We start from the raw sequence: 16,241 nt of genomic DNA on the forward strand, positions 1-16,241 counted from the left end.
TCTTATCCCAGGTTGCGCACGATGTAGGGGCCGAGGAAGTTCGCGACCGGCAGCGGCAGCTTCTTCCACATCTTGATGAACAACTGGTACTTCGGGTTCAGCGGGTTGTTATCAGGAAGCTTGTCGGAAGCGTAAAGCTTGTATTCATACGGCAGCGGCGTGGCCGTGAAGCCCCAGTTCTTCTTGAAGTCGTAGGCGCCGGTGCCCAGCTTGCTGCGGCCGTAGTCGAAGACGCGGCAACCGCGCGCGGCGGCGGCCTGCATCAGGTTCCAGTACATGAAATCGTTGCCCGCCACTTCGCGCGCCAGGTCCATGCCGCCGCCGTAGTAGGGCACGACCTCGTCGCGCCAGTAGAAGGACAGCACCGAAGCCACCAGGCGGTCGTCCTCGGTGTAGATGCTGCGCACTTCGCACTCGTCGCCGAAGGTCTGCTGCAGCAGCGCGAAGTATTTTTTCGGGAACACCGGGGTGCCCAGGCGCAGCACGCTGTTGGCATAGGCCTCGAACATGCGGTCGACGTTGTTCTCCACCACGCCCTTCAGGCCCAGCTTGATCCCCTTGCGCACCATCGCGCGCTGCTTGCGCGGGATGGCGTTCATGTTGGCCTCGTCGTCCGCACTGATCTCCTTGCGGAAGGTGACGTACAGCTCCTTGGTATGCCAGCTCGCGTCGTCCGGGTGGGCACGGGTCATGCCGCGGTACTCGAGGTGGCCCACGCCCAGCTCGCGCGCCAGCTTGTCGGCCGCTTCGTCGAGCAGCACGCGTGCGCCCTCGTCGATGGCCGCCACGCCGCCGTACACGCAGAAGGGCATCGCGCCCAGCGAGTGGCCGAACAGGCGGCTCTTGATCTCGGCAAGGGGCAGCACGCCCTGGATCTGGCCGTCCTGCTGGACGTAGTAGAACCAGGTCTTGATGCCGAAGGATTCTTCGATGACCTTCTGCCACCCTGCCAGGTGAAAGAAGGTGGCGTCCGGGCAGGCGCGCACGAAAGCGTCCCAGCGCGCGCGTTCGTGCGGCTGCAGGAGGTGGAGGGTTTGCGGTCCGGTGGCGAGCACCGGGGCGGCGCGCTTGGCCTGTGCCGCTTCAATGATCGAGTTCATGCCGTGCTAAGCCTTGTTGGTGTTGTTGTCTTGCGTCGGTACTGCGAAGGGTGTTTATCGTTGGTCGAGGAAGATGCGGTCCATGCGGTCCCAGGCGAAGTCGCGCGCCAGCTGCTCGAGGCGGCCTTCCATGCGCTCGATGTTCACGTAGTGGCGGAAGCGCGACTTGGCGTCCAGGCCTTGTGGGCGCGGCTGGCCCGGGTCGAGTTCCCACGGGTGGAAGTAGAACAGGGCCGGCTGGCGGTCTTCGCGGTTCACTTTCTGCATCATCCAGCGCGACAGCGCGTAGGGCAGCAGGCGGAAGTAGCCGCCGCCGCCGGCGGGCAGGTTCCGGCCCAGCATGTTGACCGTGGTGACCGGCACTTCCAGCAGGCCGTCCGGGCCGTGCGGATAGAAGGCGAAGCGCGGCGCGTCCGGCATGCCGTAGTGGTCGTGGGCGATCGGGTAGATGCTCGAGCTGTAGCGGTAGCCGGCTTCCTGCAGGGCCTCCAGGGCCCACAGGTTGCCGTGGCCGATCGAGAAGCTCGGCGCGCGGTAGCCCAGCACGGCCTGGCCGCCGATGTCTTCCAGCAGCGCCTTGGACGAGCGAATGTCGTTGTCGAACTGGGCGCGGTCCTGGTCCGAGGCGCGCAGGTGGCCATAGCCGTGGCTGGCCAGTTCGTGGCCGGCGGCGACGATTTTTCGCACCATGGCCGGGTAGCGCTCGGCAATCCAGCCCAGGGTGAAGAAGGTGGCCTTCACGCCGTGGCGTTCATAGATGGCGAGGATGCGTTCCATGTTGGCCTCGACCCGGCATTCGCGCGAGGGCCAGGACGTGCGGTCGATGTAGGGGGCGAAGGCCGAGACCTGGAAGTAGTCCTCGACGTCGCAGGTCATGGCATTCCTGATGCGCTCGCCCGGAGCGGGGGCTGGGCGGGAGACGGGTTCGTAGGGTTTCATTCCTGGTTATCCATGTGCTGGGCCGCGGCGCCCTGCGGCGTGGCGACGATTTTCTTCAGGATCGACAGTACCGAGACGATCGACTTCTCGAGGCGCATCATGCGTTCGTCCAGCAGCTCCACGCTGGCGCCGGCACGGCGCTCGGCGGCGCTGTCCAGCGCCTGCGCTTCGCCCTGCGACAGGGCGGCCGCCGGGGCGGGCGTGCCCATCACCTCGGGCAGCTCGAATTCCTCGGCGATGTCGCTCACCACGGTGTGGATGTCGGCATCGCCGAAGGCATGCATCTCTTCCAGGTAGCCCATCAGGAGCACCCGGTCCATCAGCGTATTGGTCTTGCGCGGGATGCCGCCGCTATAGGCGTAGATCGCGGCATGGGCGCCGTCGGTGAAGGAAGGATCGCCCTTCCAGCCGACCGTGGCCAGGCGGTGCTCGACGTAGGCGCGGGTTTCCTGCGCGTCCATCGGTCCCAGGTGGTAGCTGGCGATCACGCGCTGGCGCAGCTGTTGCATGCCGGGGCTGTGCAGGGTGGCGCGGAACTCCGGCTGGCCGAGCAGGAAGGTCTGCAGCAGCGAACGGTCGTCGGTCTGGAAGTTCGACAGCATGCGCAATTCCTCGACCGTGCGCGCGTTCAGGTTCTGGGCCTCGTCGATCACGAGCAGGGCGCGCTTGCCCTGGCGGTCGACGCCGCGCAGGAACTGCTCCAGGCGGTTGAGCAGCTCGGCCTTGCTGGCGCCCTCGTAGGGCAGGCCGAAGCTCGACACCACCATGCGCAGTGTGTCTTCCGGATCGAGGCTGGTGTTGACGATGTGGGCGGCGACGATCTGGTCGGTCGGGATCTTGTTGAGCAGGTTGCGCACCAGGGTGGTCTTGCCCGCGCCGACTTCGCCGGTGATGACGATGAAGCCTTCGCCCTGCGACAGGCCGTAGTCGAGGTAGGCCATGGCGCGCTTGTGGCCCTTGCTGCCGAAGAAGAATTGGGGGTCCGGGCGCAGCTGGAAAGGCTTGGCGGACAGCCCGTAGTAGGTCTCGTACATCGCTTGCTGGCTCCTTAAAGCTGGACGGACAGGCTGGCGGAAATGGAATGCTCGTGGTACGGGCCACTGCTCCGGCCGAGGCGGCCGAAGGTGCCGAAACGGCGGTTCAGGTCGACCGCCGCGCGCACGTTGCGCCCGAGCTGGTGGCTCAGCCCGAGCCGGAACTCGCGCCGGGTGTCGACGGTATCGGTGGTGAGCGAGCGGCTACGTCCCCAGCTGGCCATGGCGGTCGCGCTCGAGCGCGGGCTGAGGCGGTACCTGCCGGTCGCGGTTGCGCTGTGCTGGCGCACGTTGTCGTTGCGCGAGCCGACCTGGGTTCCCAGCAGGACGCTGTCGCTCTGCTGGCTCGACAGGGCGATCCGCTCGCTGCTCGACAGGGTCAGCACGGCGCTGGTGCGCGGCAGCAGGAAGGCCATCGATCCCTGCAGTTCCTTCTTGCGGAAATAGCGGTTGCTCAGGAAGTTGACGCTGTCGGCCAAGCTGTCGGGCAGGCCGTTCTCGCGCATGTAGGCGGCCACTGCCTGCTGGCGCTGGACCGGGTCGGTGATCGAGGCCGAAAACAGGCGGTCCAGCAGCGCGCTGGTGTCGATCGTGGACGGCAGCAGGAATTGTTCGCGCGAGGTGGTCACGCCGTCGGTGTAGGCGACGTTCCACGAGGTGCGGCGGCTGCGGTGCAGCAGCGAGAAGTTGCCGGTCTGGCCGTAGAAATGGCGTCCGAGCGCCGCGTTCATGCGGGTGCGCTGGGAAGGCGTCCAGTCGAAGCCGAGCGACCAGTTGCGTCCGGCCGTGTCGCTGCCGAGCCCCTCGAACTGGTAGCTGTCGTAGCCCACGCTGGCGGTCAGGCCGAGGCGACCGGTGAGTGCGTAGCGCAGGTTGGCGTTCGTGGCTTCGCTCGAGGTTTCGCCGCTATAGGTATCGTCCAGGTCCTGGCGGAAGTGGGTCAGGCCCCAGCTGACCTTGCCGAACGCGGTGCCGCTGGCCAGGCTGGCGTTGATGCTGTCGCCGACGCTGGTGCCGAAGCCGCGCGCGCCTCGTCCTCCCTCGACCCGGTCGCGCGCATAGCGCAGCGCCAGCGTGGCCATGCGGCCGTAGCGCTGTTCCAGATAGGGGCTGATGCGCCAGGTCTTGACCTTGGCCTGGTTGCCCGCCAGGTAGGGCGCGTCCGCGACCCGGGGGCCGAAGGCGGAGATGTCGTTCGGCCTGGACGACGCGCTGGCGTCGACGTACAGCAGGTCCTTGGCCAGCGTGCCGCGGCCCCGCACGTCGTATTCGAAGCTGTGGTCGAGCTTGTCGCGCAGCGCGTCGTCACGGTAGGCGAAATGGCGCCACAGCGCCGTGCCGGTCAGGGCAAGGCGCGGGCCGGTGTTGTAGAACGTCACCGACGGAGTCGCTTCGCTGATGAGCTGCGAGCGTTTCGAGTCGTTGCCTTCCTGGTAAAAATTGTCGGTGTAGCGCTCGGTCAGGGCGAGGGCAGGCACCACGCGCCAGTCGGCGCGGCATTCGGAAGCGAGCAGCATGGCCGCCAGCGCCAGCGGGGCAAGGCGCGGCAGGCGCGACCTGCGCGCCAGGCAGGCACGCCCTTCACCCATAGTGATAGTCATACGTTTCTTCGATGCCGGGGATGTCCCTGGTCTTGTTATAGATGAGGTTCACGTTGGCGCAGCCCTCGAGCTGGCGCAGTGCTTCGCCGACCGCGTGCTGGGTGGTCTTCTGCGCTTCCACCACCATCACGATCTGGCCCATGTGACTGGCCAGGGCGCGCGCTTCGCTCGTGAGGAGGAGCGGCGGCGAGTCGAAGATGACAATCCGGTCTGGATAGCGGTTGGCGATCTCGTGCACCAGGCTCGCCATGGTCGAGCTGGCGAGCAGCTCGGTGGCGCGCGGGGTGCTGGTGCCGGCCGCCAGGATGCTCAGGGTATCGACGTTGGTGCGCAGCAGGACGTCGGAGACGTCGAGCTTGTCGTCCACCAGCACGTCCATCAGGCCGCGCTGGGCCGACAGGCCGAGCGTGTTCAGCACCGAGGGACGGGCCACGTCGGCGTCCACCAGCAGCACGGTATGGTCGAGTTCCATGGCAATGCTCATCGCCAGGTTGATCGCGCAATAGGTCTTGCCCTCGCCCGGCAGCGAGCTGGTCACCATGATCAGGTTGGCCGGGTTCTCGCCTTCCTTGCGCTCGGCGAAGGCACGCTTGAGCAGCGGACGCTTGATGATGCGGAAGTCTTCCACCAGCGCGGTGCGGCCGCCGGCGGCGGTGACCATGCCGCTGGCGCGCATCCTGGCCAGGTCGATGTCGACCTTGCGGGTCTGGCGCGCGGCCGGGCTGGATACCGCCGCAGCGGCGCTGTCCGCCTCCAGGACCGGAGGGGCAGAGGCGGCAGGGGCGGCGGCCGGGGCCGGCAAGACCGGGGGCGAGGTGTGCACCGCGGCAGGCGGTTCCACGACCTCGACATCGGCGGGCAGGACCTCGACACCGGCAGGCAGCACCTGCGCCGGAACGGCCACCGGCACAGCGGCGGCCTGGCCGCGCTCCTGGTCGATGCGGCGCGCTGCTTTTTCGATAATGCTCACGTCAGCTCCTTGTATCGGTTACAGGCCCGGGCGGACCAGGATGGCGGTCACGCCCGCGCCGTAGATGGCCAGCAGCACCAGCACGGCAGCGCCGAGCGCGACCAGGCGGCGCTTGCGGCGGATGGTCTGCTGTTCGGTCCAACTCATGCTGATCGAGCCGAGGATCGGCAGCCCGGTCGCTTCGCGCAGGGTGGCCTGGCTCAGGAAGGTCGGACGCAGTTGGCTCATCAGGAAGGCGGAAGCCAGGCCGGCGGCCAGCGCACCCACGAACACCAGCGAGAACGCGCGCAGGCGGTTCGGGCCGGACGGCAGCGCCGGTGCGGTCGGCGGGTCGATCACGCGGAAGGTCAGCATGTCGGTGGCCGACGACAGGTCGCCCGACAGCCTGGCCGACTCGCGGCGCTCCACCAGTTTCTGGTAGTTCTCGCGGTTGACTTCATAGTCGCGGTTGAGCTGGGCCAGCTGCGCCTCGATCTCCGGCGCCTGGACGCTCTGGGTGCGCAGGCGCGCCACCCGCGACGCATATTCGGCCACGCGCGCCTGCAGCGACGCCACGCGCGCTTCGGCTTCCGACAGCGACACGTTGAGCTGCTGCAGCATCGGGCTGTAGCCGGCGCCAGGGTCGGCGCTCGGTTTGCGGTTCTTGGCCAGGTCTTGCTTGCGCGCATTGAGCTGCTCGAGCAGGCGCGTGTTGGCGATGATATCCGGGTGCGCTTCGGTGTACTGGGTGCGCAGGTTGTCCAGGTTCTTCACGACGGTAGCGATGCGCGCTTCGAGCTCGGGGTCGGTGATCGGCGTGGCCGCGATGTCGCCCGGCGTGGCCTGGCCGCTGATACGGCGGCGGATCGCGTTGCGCGCCTGCTCGGCTTCGGCCAGCTCCAGGCGCGCCGTGTTCAGCGCTTCGCTGGTCGCGATCATGCGCGAGCCGAAGTCGCCGCCTTCCCGTGGCAGCATGCCCAGGTTGCGGATCTTGAATTCCTTCAGGGTATTCTCGGCCCCCGCCAGCTTTTCTTCATACGAGCGGATCTGGTCGTCGATGAACTGGACCGCCTTGTCGGAATCCTGTTTCTTGCCGCCGAAGCTGCCTTCCATGAAGATAGTCAGCAGCGACTGCACCACGTCCTTGCCCAGTTTCGGGTCCGGCGCGCTGTAGCTGATGGTGTAGATGTCGTCGCGCTCGGTGCCGGCGATCTTGATCTTGTCCATCAGCTCCTCGACCATCGCGTCGTGTTCCTTGCTGGACTTGGCCTTGACGTCGAGGTCGACCATACGCATCACCTGCTCGACGTTCGGGCGGCTGATCAGGGTGCGGCGCATGTAGAGCACCTGCTGCTCGAGGTTCGGCAGGGTAGTCATGCCGGACAGCAGCGGCTTCAGGATGCTCTGGGTGTCGACGTAGACGCGCGCCGACGCTTCATACTGGTTGGGCAGTTTCAGGACGACTACCCAGCCCACGATGGCCACGGCCCAGGTAATGAAGACTGCATGCCAGCGATACTTCCCGATAGCTTTGAGGAAGGTAAGGATTGCGGCTGTGATATCTGCCATATCGTGCTTTCTCGCCTAGTCGCTTGCCTTAGTAAGCTGGCAAGCTGATCCATCAATGAATTAGTCAAATAGTTTGCATGATCGCTTGTTGACTGAGCAATTGCAATTACGGTTCGGAAAAATAGCCGAGGGAGGCGACACAACCAGTCCTCTCTGCAACATAAATTCCTAAACGCAACTCATACTTGACAGCTTTTACCCGCTTTTGCCGCCTTAAAGTTACAAGATGGCAACGTTTAGTTGGCAAATTGCTTCACGACTGTCAATTTTTTCGTCAAGTCAGCGGCCGTATCGCGTACACTCGTGACCGTTTCTTTAACGAAAATTGCCCTGTATCAAATACGTATTTTAATGTCGGAAATACAAAAGTGCCCACACGATTGATTCTTCCCCGAAACGTCCCGGGCCGGCACCAGCGACGCCGCAGGGCGGCGCTGGCGGCACTGGTTCTCGGCCTCGGTACGATCGTCGGTGCAGTGCGGGCCCAGGACCTGCCGCGCACGGTGGCCCGGGTAAAACCGTCCGTAGTCGGGGTCGGTACCATGCTCAAGACGCGGCAGCCTGCTGTCGTGTTCGTGGGAACCGGATTTGCCGTTGGCGACGGCCTGAGCATCATCACCAATGCCCACGTGATCCCGAAGCTGCTGGACCTTGCGCGCAACGAGGAGCTCGGCATTGTGGTTGGTGGAGAAGGCGAAACCGTCAGCTTCCGCCCGGCGCGGCTGGCCGGACTCGATGCCGAGCACGACCTTGCCCACCTGCGCCTGACAGGGGCGCCGCTGGCGGCGCTGGCGCTGGACACCGACGACAGCGTGGCCGAGGGGCAGGACCTGGTTTTCACCGGCTACCCCCTTGGCATGCGGCTGGGCCTGCACGCGGCGACTCACCGCGCGCTGCTGGCCGCGATCACGCCGGCAGTCAGGCCATCGCTCGACTCGCGCCGGCTGGATGCGCGCGCGATCGCCCAGCTGCAGCGCTCGGCATTCGGGGTCTACCAGCTCGACGGCACGGCCTATCCCGGCAACAGCGGCAGTCCCTTGTATCGGCCCGACAACGGCAATGTGGTCGGTGTGATCAATTCGGTGTACCTGAAAGGGCTGAAGGAGAGTGCGGTATCGAATCCAAGCGGCATCACCTATGCGATCCCGGTGCGCCACGTGCGCGAGCTGTTGAGGCGCGCGCCCTAGTGCCGGCAATGCCTTGACAGCGCCGGTATTTCAATTGTGCACGTGTTGCCTAAGTGCTATGGTATAGAATTATGCTCGACCGACTCAAGCATGTTGCCGCTTAGCCAGAAAGGCCTGCGGCGCCCGCCAACCAGAGGATTTTGACGTGAGCACGAAAATGACCCATCAGATCAAGCACGCTGCCCAGGCCGCGGCGCTCAGCTGCCTGTTCGTCCTGGCCGGCTGCGCCACCACCCCGGCTCCCGTACCGTCAGCCGCGGCGGTCAACCCCGAATATCTGATCGGACCGGGCGACTCCATCAACATCATCGTCTGGCGCAACCCGGAAGTGTCGATGTCGGTCCCGGTACGCCCGGACGGGAAGATCACCACTCCGCTGGTCGAAGACCTGCCGGCTGCCGGCAAGACCTCGACCCAGCTGGCGCGCGACATCGAAGCGGCGCTCGCGAAGTTCATCCAGCAGCCGGTAGTCACCGTGGTGGTGACGAATTTCGTCGGCAATTATAGCGAGCAGATCCGTGTGATCGGCCAGGCTGCCCGTCCGCAGGCACTGCCGTATCGCAAGGATATGTCCCTGATGGACGTACTGATCGCCGTCGGTGGCGTCACCGAATTCGCCTCGGGCAACCGCGCCAGCATCATCCGTACCGTGGATGGCAAACAGCAGAAATACGCGGTGCGCCTTGACGACCTGATCAAGGACGGGGACATCTCCGCCAACATCACGATGCGTCCAGGCGACGTGCTGGTGATACCGGAGAGTTTTTTCTAAGAGATTCCTGACAGCTGTCGGAAAATTTGACACAGCGCCCAGGAATCTCGCTAGACTGGGCTTGCCAGGATGAGCGTGGCACGCTATGCGCTTGTTTTTGCAGACAGTTTTGCGTAATCGAAGCGGAACGGCATATTTCTTGCTTAAGTGTAACTGTGCCGTTGTAGTGAACCACCAATGCGAGGATAGACACCGTGTCCACCGAAGACCAAGCAGAGCGCCCCGCGCAGGGAGCGCCGATGAGCCCGCGCGGCGCAGGGCGTCGACGCCTGGCCAAGGCCGGGCTCGGCGCGGCCGGCGTGTTATGGACGACGCGCAGCCATGCGCTCAACTTCAAGTGCGCGTCGCCCTCGTCCGCGCTCTCCAGCGGCCTGAGCAGTAACGATGCGGACGACACGAGACCGGCCTGTATCGGCAGGTCGCCGGGCTACTGGAAAAACCATGGGGGCTGGCCGGTCGAGACCTCGACCTTGTTCGGGGAGGTATACCCTTGCTCAAGCGCCAATATGAACACCTATGGCAAGACGTCGCTGCTGAAGATGCTTAGTTCGCAAAGCTGGGACAAGCAAAACATCGGCATGCACATGGTGGCAGCTTACCTGAACGTCAAGTCGGGAAAGATCGGCTTCCTGTCCGAGCGCACCCTGATACAGATGTGGACGCAGCTGCAGAGTTCCGGCCACTATGAGCCCGCACGCGGTATCTACTGGAATGTCGAGACCACGAAGAATTACCTCGAGTCTACCTATAACGGCAATTAAGCATGTCGCGGGTCGATTCGCCGCATCCGCTTTGGCGTGTGATGAACGGGCAGTCCTTGCACTACCGCTGCTGGGACGACGAAGCCGTGTTGTACAACGACCTGTCCGGCGCCACCCACCTGCTGGGACCGGCCGCACTGTGTGTGCTGGAAGCGCTGCGCCCAGGGCCTGCGTCCCCGGCGGTGCTGGCCTCCAGGCTGCTCGAGGAATTCGACATCGATGACGAGGCCCTCGGCAGCCAGCTCGAAACGCTGCTCCGCGAACTGTCGCAGCTCAGCCTGATCGAGCCCTGTCCATGCTGACCGTGGCCAGCCTCGGCCGCGATGAAGTGCGCCGCCGCCTGGCCCTGTCCGGGCCGGGCCTGGTGCTGCGCACCGGCCCTTTCCGCAACCGCATCCGTACCGACCTCGGGCACCTCGCCGACGCCATCGCGCTCCTGTATGCCGACTCTCCGGTGGAAGGCGAAGATGGCTTCGCCGATTTCCAGCTGAGCTTCCGGCGCTCGGGCGGCCTGCGCCGCTGGTACCGCCCGCAGGTGCGGTTCGACAGCGACGGCCGGGCGCCGTTCCAGCCCCTGCCGCTGGGCCAGGCCCTGGCCATGTTCGAATGGGTGATGAACTGGTGCGTCACGCAGCATGCGCACGGCTACCTGATTTTCCACGCCGCCGTGCTCCAGCGCGGCCATGCCGGCGTGATCCTGCCGGCGCCGCCCGGTTCCGGGAAGAGCACGCTGTGCGCCGCCCTGGCCACCCGCGGCTGGCGCCTGCTGTCGGACGAGCTGACCCTGGTGCGGCCGCACGACCTGGCCCTGGTTCCGCTGGCGCGCCCGGTCAGCCTCAAGAATGCCTCGATCGGAGTGCTCCGCGAGTTCGCTCCGGATGCGCTGTTCGGCCCGGAAATCCATGGCACCACCAAGGGCACCATCGCCCACATGCGTGCGCCCAGGGCCAGCATCGCCGCCGCCGATGAGCCGGCGCGCGCGACCCACATCGTGTTCCCGGCGTATGCTGCGGGCGCACCGGCGCAGCTGACTCCACTGCCGAAGGCGCGCCTGTTTACCGGCATGGCCGACAACAATTTCAACTACCCGGTGCTGGGCGCACGGGGCTTCGACACCCTCGGGCGCCTGGTCGATGACTGTGCCGGGTACACGTTCAGCTACGGCCGGCTCGACGATGCCATGGCCGTGTTCGAGCGCTTTGCCGAAGGCGGCCACTGATGCCCGGCGCAAGGCCGCTGCCGCTGCTGGTCGAGATCCTGCGCGAGCCGGTACGGATCGGGCGGCTCGACCTGTCCGGCTGGGACCTGGTGCTGCGCCAGGCGGCCAATGCCGGCATGGTCGCAACACTGGCGGCAAGCCTGGACCAGGCCGGACTGCTCGACACGGTGCCCGCTGCGCCGCGCCGCCACCTGGACTGGGCCGCTGCCGGGGCCAGCCGCCACCGGGGCGCCGTGCGCTTCGAGGTCGACCAGATCCGGCGTGCCCTGGCGGGCCTCGGCATGCCGCTGATCCTGCTCAAAGGGGCAGCCTATGCGTTGGCCGGGCTGCCGCCGGCGCAGGGACGCATCTTTTCCGACGTCGACATCCTGGTGCCGAAGGAACGCATCGGCGAGGTCGAGGCGGCGCTGATGCTGCACGGTTGGGCCGGCACCAAGCAGGATCCCTACGACCAGCGCTATTACCGCGACTGGATGCACGAGCTGCCGCCGATGGAACACGTCCAGCGCGGCAATACGATCGACGTGCACCATGCGATCCTGCCGGAAACCGCGCGCATGCGGCCCGACCCTGCGCTGCTGCGCGCGGCGGCGCAGCCGGTTGCGGGCAGTGCTGGCCTGTGGATGCTGGCGCCGCATGACCTGGTGCTGCACAGCGCCGTGCACCTGTTTTCCGAGGGCGAGATGGACCATGGCCTGCGCGACCTGCTCGACCTGCACCGGCTGTTGCAGCACTTCGGCGCCAGACCCGGATTCTGGGATGGTCTCGCGGCGCGCGCCGTGCAGCTGCAATTGGCGCGGCCGCTGTTCTACGCGCTGCGGTATTGCAGCCGCCTGTTCGGGACCGTGGTGCCGGCGGCGGTGCAGGCCCAGGCCGATGCCGCAGGCCGGCCGCCCTGGCCCTTGCTGGCGCTGATGGATGCGCTGTTCCTGCGCGCCTTGCTCCCGCCGCACCCGAGCTGCGCCGACCGCTTCACCCGGCTTGCGCTCGGGGTCCTCTACCTGCGTGGCAACTGGCTGCGCATGCCGCCGGTGATGCTGGCGCGTCACCTGTTCCACAAGGCCTTCATCGCGCCGCGCCACGCCGAAGCGGCCGTGTAAACGGAAAAGGCCGGATCCGTAAGGATCCGGCCTTTCGGCTGTCTGGCGCTGCCGGGTTTCCCCGGCAGTCAAGACATTACTTGGCAGCGCGGCGGCGGCGCAGGCCGGCCAGGCCGGCGAAGCCCAGGCCCAGCAGAGCCAGCGAGCCCGGTTCCGGGACTTCGCCGATGGAGCCGTCGACGTGGCCGCTGGCGTCAACGGTCCAGCCGTTCAGGCCTTGGCCGTTGTTGTTGTCGAAGGTGGTGGTCAGCAGCAGATCGTGGCCATCTTTTTGCGAGTTGGTATCGAACTGCTTTGCCCAGGCGCCACCGGTCACGTCCAGGTAGCCCGAACCGAAGCCCGTTTCACCGTTGTTGAAGAAGGTGGAAGCGTAGGAATTCTCACCCACCGGCGAATCGATCGCATTCGGAGCGAAAATAGCGTCGAGGGCCAGCGTGCCGCCGATGTCGGTGATGCCTTCGTAGCCCATGGCGCCAATGCGGCCGGTCGGACCGATGGAACCATCATACATGGCATCGTTCAGGTACATCTTCAGCCAGCCACCTTGGCTCAGGGTCGAAGTGAGGGTGACACCGCCGTTGACCACTTGGGCGTACACGTCGTACAGGCCGCCGAAGACACCGGTCAGGTACTGACCGCCTTGGCCAGCGACGAAGATTTGCTCGCCGGTCGACTCATTGCTGATGCTTTCGACCGAGAAGATGCCCCAGGTATCTTCGCTACCGATGCCACCTGGCGATTTCATCGCTGCGGCTGCATCGCAGCTTTCGCGGGTGTTGCACACCTCGCCCGAACCTTGGTAGCCAACGGTGCCGGCATCGAAGGCGTTGAAGGTAATCTTGATGTCGCCCACGCTCAGATTGATCGGAGCGGCGCTTGCCGGGGCAGCCAGACCGCAAGCCAGAGCGATACCAGCAACAGCTTTCGAAACTTTGTTCATGTTCATCTTAATCCTCACAAGGTGGTTATACACAACAGCGACGATAAACAATTAGCATTATCTGTGCCAGCTTTAAGGTTGAAATGTAAGTAATTGATTATAAAGATAAATTGTATGGTTTCCTTATGGAATTTATTATATCCACACTCGGATTGTAAAAGATGCCGACAGTGCGCTATTTAACACAAGCGTTTATTAGATGATATAGTGCAATAACGTTCGATTCTAGGTAGTTTATTAGTGGAAAGATATTGCACTGCAATAAAAATATTAATTAAGGTAAATAGAAATGTTATTGATACCGGGGTCGCTACCTTCAATTACAATTTATTTACGAATCGAAATAATGTTGTTTTTGATAAAATTTGTGCTGTCTGCTACCAGGTATACTGCAGTTAGGCTGAAACTTAACCGATGATTAGGAATCCCATGACTACTTTTGATTACAATGAATTTACTAAACGAAACTCTGGTTATATTCACGCAGGGACGCAGGATAAGATTGCACAAACTCGCATCCTGTTTGCGGGCTGCGGACTCGGCAGCGGACCCGTGATCTGTGCCGCCCGGACCGGCTTCCGTCATTTCGTGCTCATCGATGGCGATACCGTCGACGCCCACAACCTGAACCGCCAGTTCTTCGACTTCGAAGACGTGGGCATGTCCAAGGTCGAGGCACTCAAGAAGCACATCCTGCGCATCAATCCGGAAGCGACGGTCGAAGTCCATGTCGCCATGCTGGACAAGCACAACGCGGCTGAACTGGTCAACAAGGTCGACGTCATCTTCGACACCATCGATTTCGTCGACCTGGAGGCGGTGCTGGCCCTGCACGGCAATGCGGCTGCCCAGGGCAAACCGATCTTCACGGCGCTGAACATTGGTTTCGGAGCCGGTGTACTGTATTTCCCTCCGCATTCCGGCAATTCGCTGCCGGAGCTCCTGCAGCGCGACGTCGAGGCTGCAGCCGCCGAGGGGAATCTGAACTATACGGCCGTGTTTACGCGGGTAATGGGGCGCATCGGTGCGCACCTGGACGAACAGGTCAGGGAAGAAGTCGCGAAGGCCCTGACCATCATGGAAGACGGCACCGCGTGCCCGGCGTCGCAGATTGCGGTGGGAAGTTTTTCCGTAGCGGCGCTAGCGATGGCGATGATGCACGACATGCTGGCCGAAATGGACGTGCCGGCAGCGCCGCACATGGTGATCCACAGTTTCCGCAACCATGTCACCAGGATGGTGAATATCGCCGCTTAGTGCCTATCCCGGCCTACCGGGACAGGCATTTAGTGATCGTTGCCCATGCCCGGCTTGCGCACGACGTGCACGCGCGACGGGTGGCTATGTTCGACGACCGGCGGCCTTTCGGCAAACCAGGCCGCCAGCGTCGGATTGCTCATCGCCAGTTTACGCCGCAGGTCGTGCAGGTCGAGCACATAGGGCGTTACTGATCCATAATAGTTCGCTTCCGGGCCGATTGCCATGAACCGGAAACCCATCTTCTTCAGTGCATGCGCCAGCGAGCGTTCCATGGCCGCATACCAGTAACGAATCCCGGAATCCAGGCTGTGGCGGTACATTTCACGGTACATGCCGAGCAGGAGCATGGGTGAGGTACGGTCGCGCCGGTCGATGGCCGGATCGAATTCCTGGGATGGATCGTCATGCTGCACAAAGCCGGGGATGCCGAGCACGCTATCGGCGCGCCGGCGCCGGTGGCTTTTCTTCACGACCAGGCGCGAAATCTCGGCCGCCTGGTCCCGGCTGGGCATCTCGTAGTCGCTGAATACCTGGCAGTGCAGCTCGAACGGGTAGGGCTTGGACGAATGCGGCTGCACCAGCCTGACCGCCCCGATCAGCTTTTCATCCAGCGTATACGCAGCAAAGTGGGTCGACGCATCATCGTAGTCGTCGAGCTCCATTCCGTCGACGTACTGTTCCGGCTGGAGGAAGGCGCACTCCAGGCAGTAGACCTGGTGGCGCAACCTGAAGATATCGTTAGGAATGTTACTGGGATTACAGCCGCGGTAGGCGCGAAAAATCTTGCGATTGACGTGATCGATTGTTTCCTGATGAGCCCCGAATTCCACGCGGGACAAGAAGGCGTCAGGGTCGACGCGTAGTTTTCCGTTGTCCATCTGTCCTTGTCCAGTTCTGGAACCAAGTTATTTTTTCTTGAGCCCTCCCATGAGATTCCGGGCCATGGTCTTCACCATGATCCAGAAGGGAATGGGCTCGTCGTTGAACCAGGCCGCAAGAAATTTATTTTCTTTTCGTAAACGCTCGAGTAGTTCATCCAGGTCCGCCATGTGCGGGGTAACAGGGCCGTAATAATCGACCTGTGGCCCAATTGGCACAAACCTGAATCCCATCTTTTCCAGCGAGCGAGCCAGCGACCTTTCCATAGCGGCATACCAATAACGAATCCCGTTCTGGCGGCTATAGCGGTACATCTCCCGATACATTCCCAACAATAATAGCGGACTATTTTGGCGCCTGTCGCTCCGTACGCTTGAGTACGGTTTAATGGCGCCAGTGCTGCCTTTTTCAAGGAAATCTTGCGAAATGCCTTCCATCGAATCGCCACGGCGACGGCGGTAGACTTTCTTTACGACAAGACGAGAAATCTCGGCTGCCGACTCGCGCGCCGGGGCGACGAAGTCCGGGAATGGGCTGCAATGGGAGGCAAACGGATATTCCTGATGAGGATGGGGCTGGACGAGACGCACGGTCCCAATCAGGTTATTGTCGAGCGTGTACGCGGCGAAGTGAATGGAACAGTCGTCGTATTCGTCCGTCTCCAGCTCTTTTTGGAATTCGCTTGCGTCGAGATATTGTCTTTCCAGGCAGTAAACTTCATAGCGCAGACGAAATATTTCTTTTAGAACACAGGAATCGATATTTCCCTTTAGCACTTTTTGAAAAGTGAAATAGGGAATAAGAATATCGCGCTTGCCATTTAATAGGGTAATCAGCCTCGTGAATCGACTCGCCGAGGCTCGTTCAGATGTTTCTTGTCGAGTAAGGGAAGTCATCGTAGGAAATATTTAGAGCCGTCAGGCAAAAAAAA

16 protein-coding genes are annotated in these 16,241 nt (G+C 63.3%); 7 read left to right on the top strand and 9 right to left on the bottom strand.

Annotated elements, in window-relative coordinates; all coding sequences use genetic code 11:
- Positions 1-2 precede the first annotated feature (2 nt).
- The 6 genes from AC56KL_RS07350 to AC56KL_RS07375 are packed head-to-tail and all read right to left on the bottom strand — an operon-like array spanning position 3 to position 7,192.
- Positions 3-1,100: a FemAB family XrtA/PEP-CTERM system-associated protein gene (locus tag AC56KL_RS07350; RefSeq protein ID WP_497179511.1), complete on the bottom strand. Its 1,098-nt coding sequence runs from the start codon at positions 1,098-1,100 to the stop codon at positions 3-5.
- 54 nt (positions 1,101-1,154) lie between these two features.
- Entirely contained in the window at positions 1,155-2,039 is an 885-nt protein-coding gene (locus AC56KL_RS07355; RefSeq protein ID WP_497179512.1) for an XrtA system polysaccharide deacetylase, read from the bottom strand.
- Entirely contained in the window at positions 2,036-3,073 is a 1,038-nt protein-coding gene (locus tag AC56KL_RS07360) for an XrtA/PEP-CTERM system-associated ATPase (protein ID WP_497179513.1), read from the bottom strand. Before AC56KL_RS07360 ends, AC56KL_RS07355 begins: the two co-directional genes overlap by 4 nt.
- Before the next feature lie 14 nt (positions 3,074-3,087).
- Positions 3,088-4,674, bottom strand: a complete 1,587-nt coding sequence (locus tag AC56KL_RS07365; protein WP_497179514.1) for a TIGR03016 family PEP-CTERM system-associated outer membrane protein — start codon at positions 4,672-4,674, stop codon at positions 3,088-3,090.
- Positions 4,655-5,644, bottom strand: coding sequence for an XrtA-associated tyrosine autokinase (locus AC56KL_RS07370; RefSeq protein ID WP_497179515.1), 990 nt, complete (start codon positions 5,642-5,644; stop codon positions 4,655-4,657). Before AC56KL_RS07370 ends, AC56KL_RS07365 begins: the two co-directional genes overlap by 20 nt.
- A gap of 18 nt (positions 5,645-5,662) precedes the next feature.
- On the bottom strand, positions 5,663-7,192 hold the full coding sequence (locus AC56KL_RS07375; RefSeq protein WP_497179516.1) for an XrtA system polysaccharide chain length determinant: 1,530 nt from the start codon (positions 7,190-7,192) through the stop codon (positions 5,663-5,665).
- Positions 7,193-7,572: 380 nt separating this feature from the next.
- On the opposite strand from AC56KL_RS07375, the gene AC56KL_RS07380 reads away from it, so the two are divergent.
- The 6 genes from AC56KL_RS07380 (at position 7,573) to AC56KL_RS07405 (ending at position 12,231) form a co-directional block, all read left to right on the top strand.
- Positions 7,573-8,379, top strand: a complete 807-nt coding sequence (locus tag AC56KL_RS07380) for a S1 family peptidase (RefSeq protein WP_497179517.1) — start codon at positions 7,573-7,575, stop codon at positions 8,377-8,379.
- A gap of 157 nt (positions 8,380-8,536) precedes the next feature.
- Complete coding sequence (locus AC56KL_RS07385; RefSeq protein ID WP_497179801.1) at positions 8,537-9,151, top strand: XrtA/PEP-CTERM system exopolysaccharide export protein; 615 nt, start codon at positions 8,537-8,539, stop codon at positions 9,149-9,151.
- Positions 9,152-9,345: 194 nt separating this feature from the next.
- Complete coding sequence (locus AC56KL_RS07390; protein WP_497179518.1) at positions 9,346-9,912, top strand: hypothetical protein; 567 nt, start codon at positions 9,346-9,348, stop codon at positions 9,910-9,912.
- A gap of 41 nt (positions 9,913-9,953) precedes the next feature.
- Positions 9,954-10,214, top strand: coding sequence for an HPr-rel-A system PqqD family peptide chaperone (locus tag AC56KL_RS07395; RefSeq protein ID WP_497179519.1), 261 nt, complete (start codon positions 9,954-9,956; stop codon positions 10,212-10,214).
- The gene (locus tag AC56KL_RS07400) at positions 10,208-11,131 is read left to right on the top strand and encodes an HprK-related kinase A (RefSeq protein WP_497179520.1); all 924 of its coding nucleotides are present in this window, start codon (positions 10,208-10,210) and stop codon (positions 11,129-11,131) included. Before AC56KL_RS07395 ends, AC56KL_RS07400 begins: the two co-directional genes overlap by 7 nt.
- On the top strand, positions 11,131-12,231 hold the full coding sequence (locus tag AC56KL_RS07405) for a nucleotidyltransferase domain-containing protein (protein WP_497179521.1): 1,101 nt from the start codon (positions 11,131-11,133) through the stop codon (positions 12,229-12,231). Before AC56KL_RS07400 ends, AC56KL_RS07405 begins: the two co-directional genes overlap by 1 nt.
- 76 nt (positions 12,232-12,307) lie before the next feature.
- Here the strand turns inward: AC56KL_RS07405 and AC56KL_RS07410 are convergent, their stop codons facing one another.
- Entirely contained in the window at positions 12,308-13,177 is an 870-nt protein-coding gene (locus AC56KL_RS07410) for a PEP-CTERM sorting domain-containing protein (protein ID WP_497179522.1), read from the bottom strand.
- Positions 13,178-13,600: 423 nt separating this feature from the next.
- Between AC56KL_RS07410 and AC56KL_RS07415 the strand changes: the two genes are divergently transcribed.
- On the top strand, positions 13,601-14,428 hold the full coding sequence (locus tag AC56KL_RS07415; RefSeq protein WP_497179523.1) for a ThiF family adenylyltransferase: 828 nt from the start codon (positions 13,601-13,603) through the stop codon (positions 14,426-14,428).
- Between the two features lie 29 nt (positions 14,429-14,457).
- On the opposite strand, the gene AC56KL_RS07420 is transcribed toward AC56KL_RS07415, so the two are convergent.
- Both AC56KL_RS07420 and AC56KL_RS07425 read right to left on the bottom strand, forming a co-directional pair.
- Positions 14,458-15,309, bottom strand: a complete 852-nt coding sequence (locus AC56KL_RS07420; protein ID WP_497179524.1) for a PEP-CTERM/exosortase system-associated acyltransferase — start codon at positions 15,307-15,309, stop codon at positions 14,458-14,460.
- A 27-nt stretch (positions 15,310-15,336) separates the two neighbouring features.
- Positions 15,337-16,206 (bottom strand): PEP-CTERM/exosortase system-associated acyltransferase, encoded by an 870-nt coding sequence (locus AC56KL_RS07425; protein WP_497179525.1) that lies wholly within the window; start codon positions 16,204-16,206, stop codon positions 15,337-15,339.
- Between the last annotated feature and the right edge of the window lie 35 nt (positions 16,207-16,241).

The sequence above is a fragment of the Telluria sp. ZB4P34 genome (assembly GCF_059686055.1).

What these genes read in the sequence shown, in the direction of transcription:
- AC56KL_RS07420 (WP_497179524.1), bottom strand. Translation starts at nt 15,309, where the DNA reads ATGGACAACGGAAAACTACGCGTCGACCCTGACGCCTTCTTGTCCCGC.
- AC56KL_RS07385 (WP_497179801.1), top strand. Translation starts at nt 8,537, where the DNA reads ATGACCCATCAGATCAAGCACGCTGCCCAGGCCGCGGCGCTCAGCTGC.
- AC56KL_RS07395 (WP_497179519.1), top strand. Translation starts at nt 9,954, where the DNA reads ATGAACGGGCAGTCCTTGCACTACCGCTGCTGGGACGACGAAGCCGTG.
- AC56KL_RS07375 (WP_497179516.1), bottom strand. Translation starts at nt 7,192, where the DNA reads ATGGCAGATATCACAGCCGCAATCCTTACCTTCCTCAAAGCTATCGGG.
- AC56KL_RS07425 (WP_497179525.1), bottom strand. Translation starts at nt 16,206, where the DNA reads ATGACTTCCCTTACTCGACAAGAAACATCTGAACGAGCCTCGGCGAGT.
- AC56KL_RS07415 (WP_497179523.1), top strand. Translation starts at nt 13,601, where the DNA reads ATGACTACTTTTGATTACAATGAATTTACTAAACGAAACTCTGGTTAT.
- AC56KL_RS07410 (WP_497179522.1), bottom strand. Translation starts at nt 13,177, where the DNA reads ATGAACATGAACAAAGTTTCGAAAGCTGTTGCTGGTATCGCTCTGGCT.
- AC56KL_RS07365 (WP_497179514.1), bottom strand. Translation starts at nt 4,674, where the DNA reads ATGACTATCACTATGGGTGAAGGGCGTGCCTGCCTGGCGCGCAGGTCG.
- AC56KL_RS07360 (WP_497179513.1), bottom strand. Translation starts at nt 3,073, where the DNA reads ATGTACGAGACCTACTACGGGCTGTCCGCCAAGCCTTTCCAGCTGCGC.
- AC56KL_RS07400 (WP_497179520.1), top strand. Translation starts at nt 10,208, where the DNA reads ATGCTGACCGTGGCCAGCCTCGGCCGCGATGAAGTGCGCCGCCGCCTG.
- AC56KL_RS07355 (WP_497179512.1), bottom strand. Translation starts at nt 2,039, where the DNA reads ATGAAACCCTACGAACCCGTCTCCCGCCCAGCCCCCGCTCCGGGCGAG.
- AC56KL_RS07405 (WP_497179521.1), top strand. Translation starts at nt 11,131, where the DNA reads ATGCCCGGCGCAAGGCCGCTGCCGCTGCTGGTCGAGATCCTGCGCGAG.
- AC56KL_RS07350 (WP_497179511.1), bottom strand. Translation starts at nt 1,100, where the DNA reads ATGAACTCGATCATTGAAGCGGCACAGGCCAAGCGCGCCGCCCCGGTG.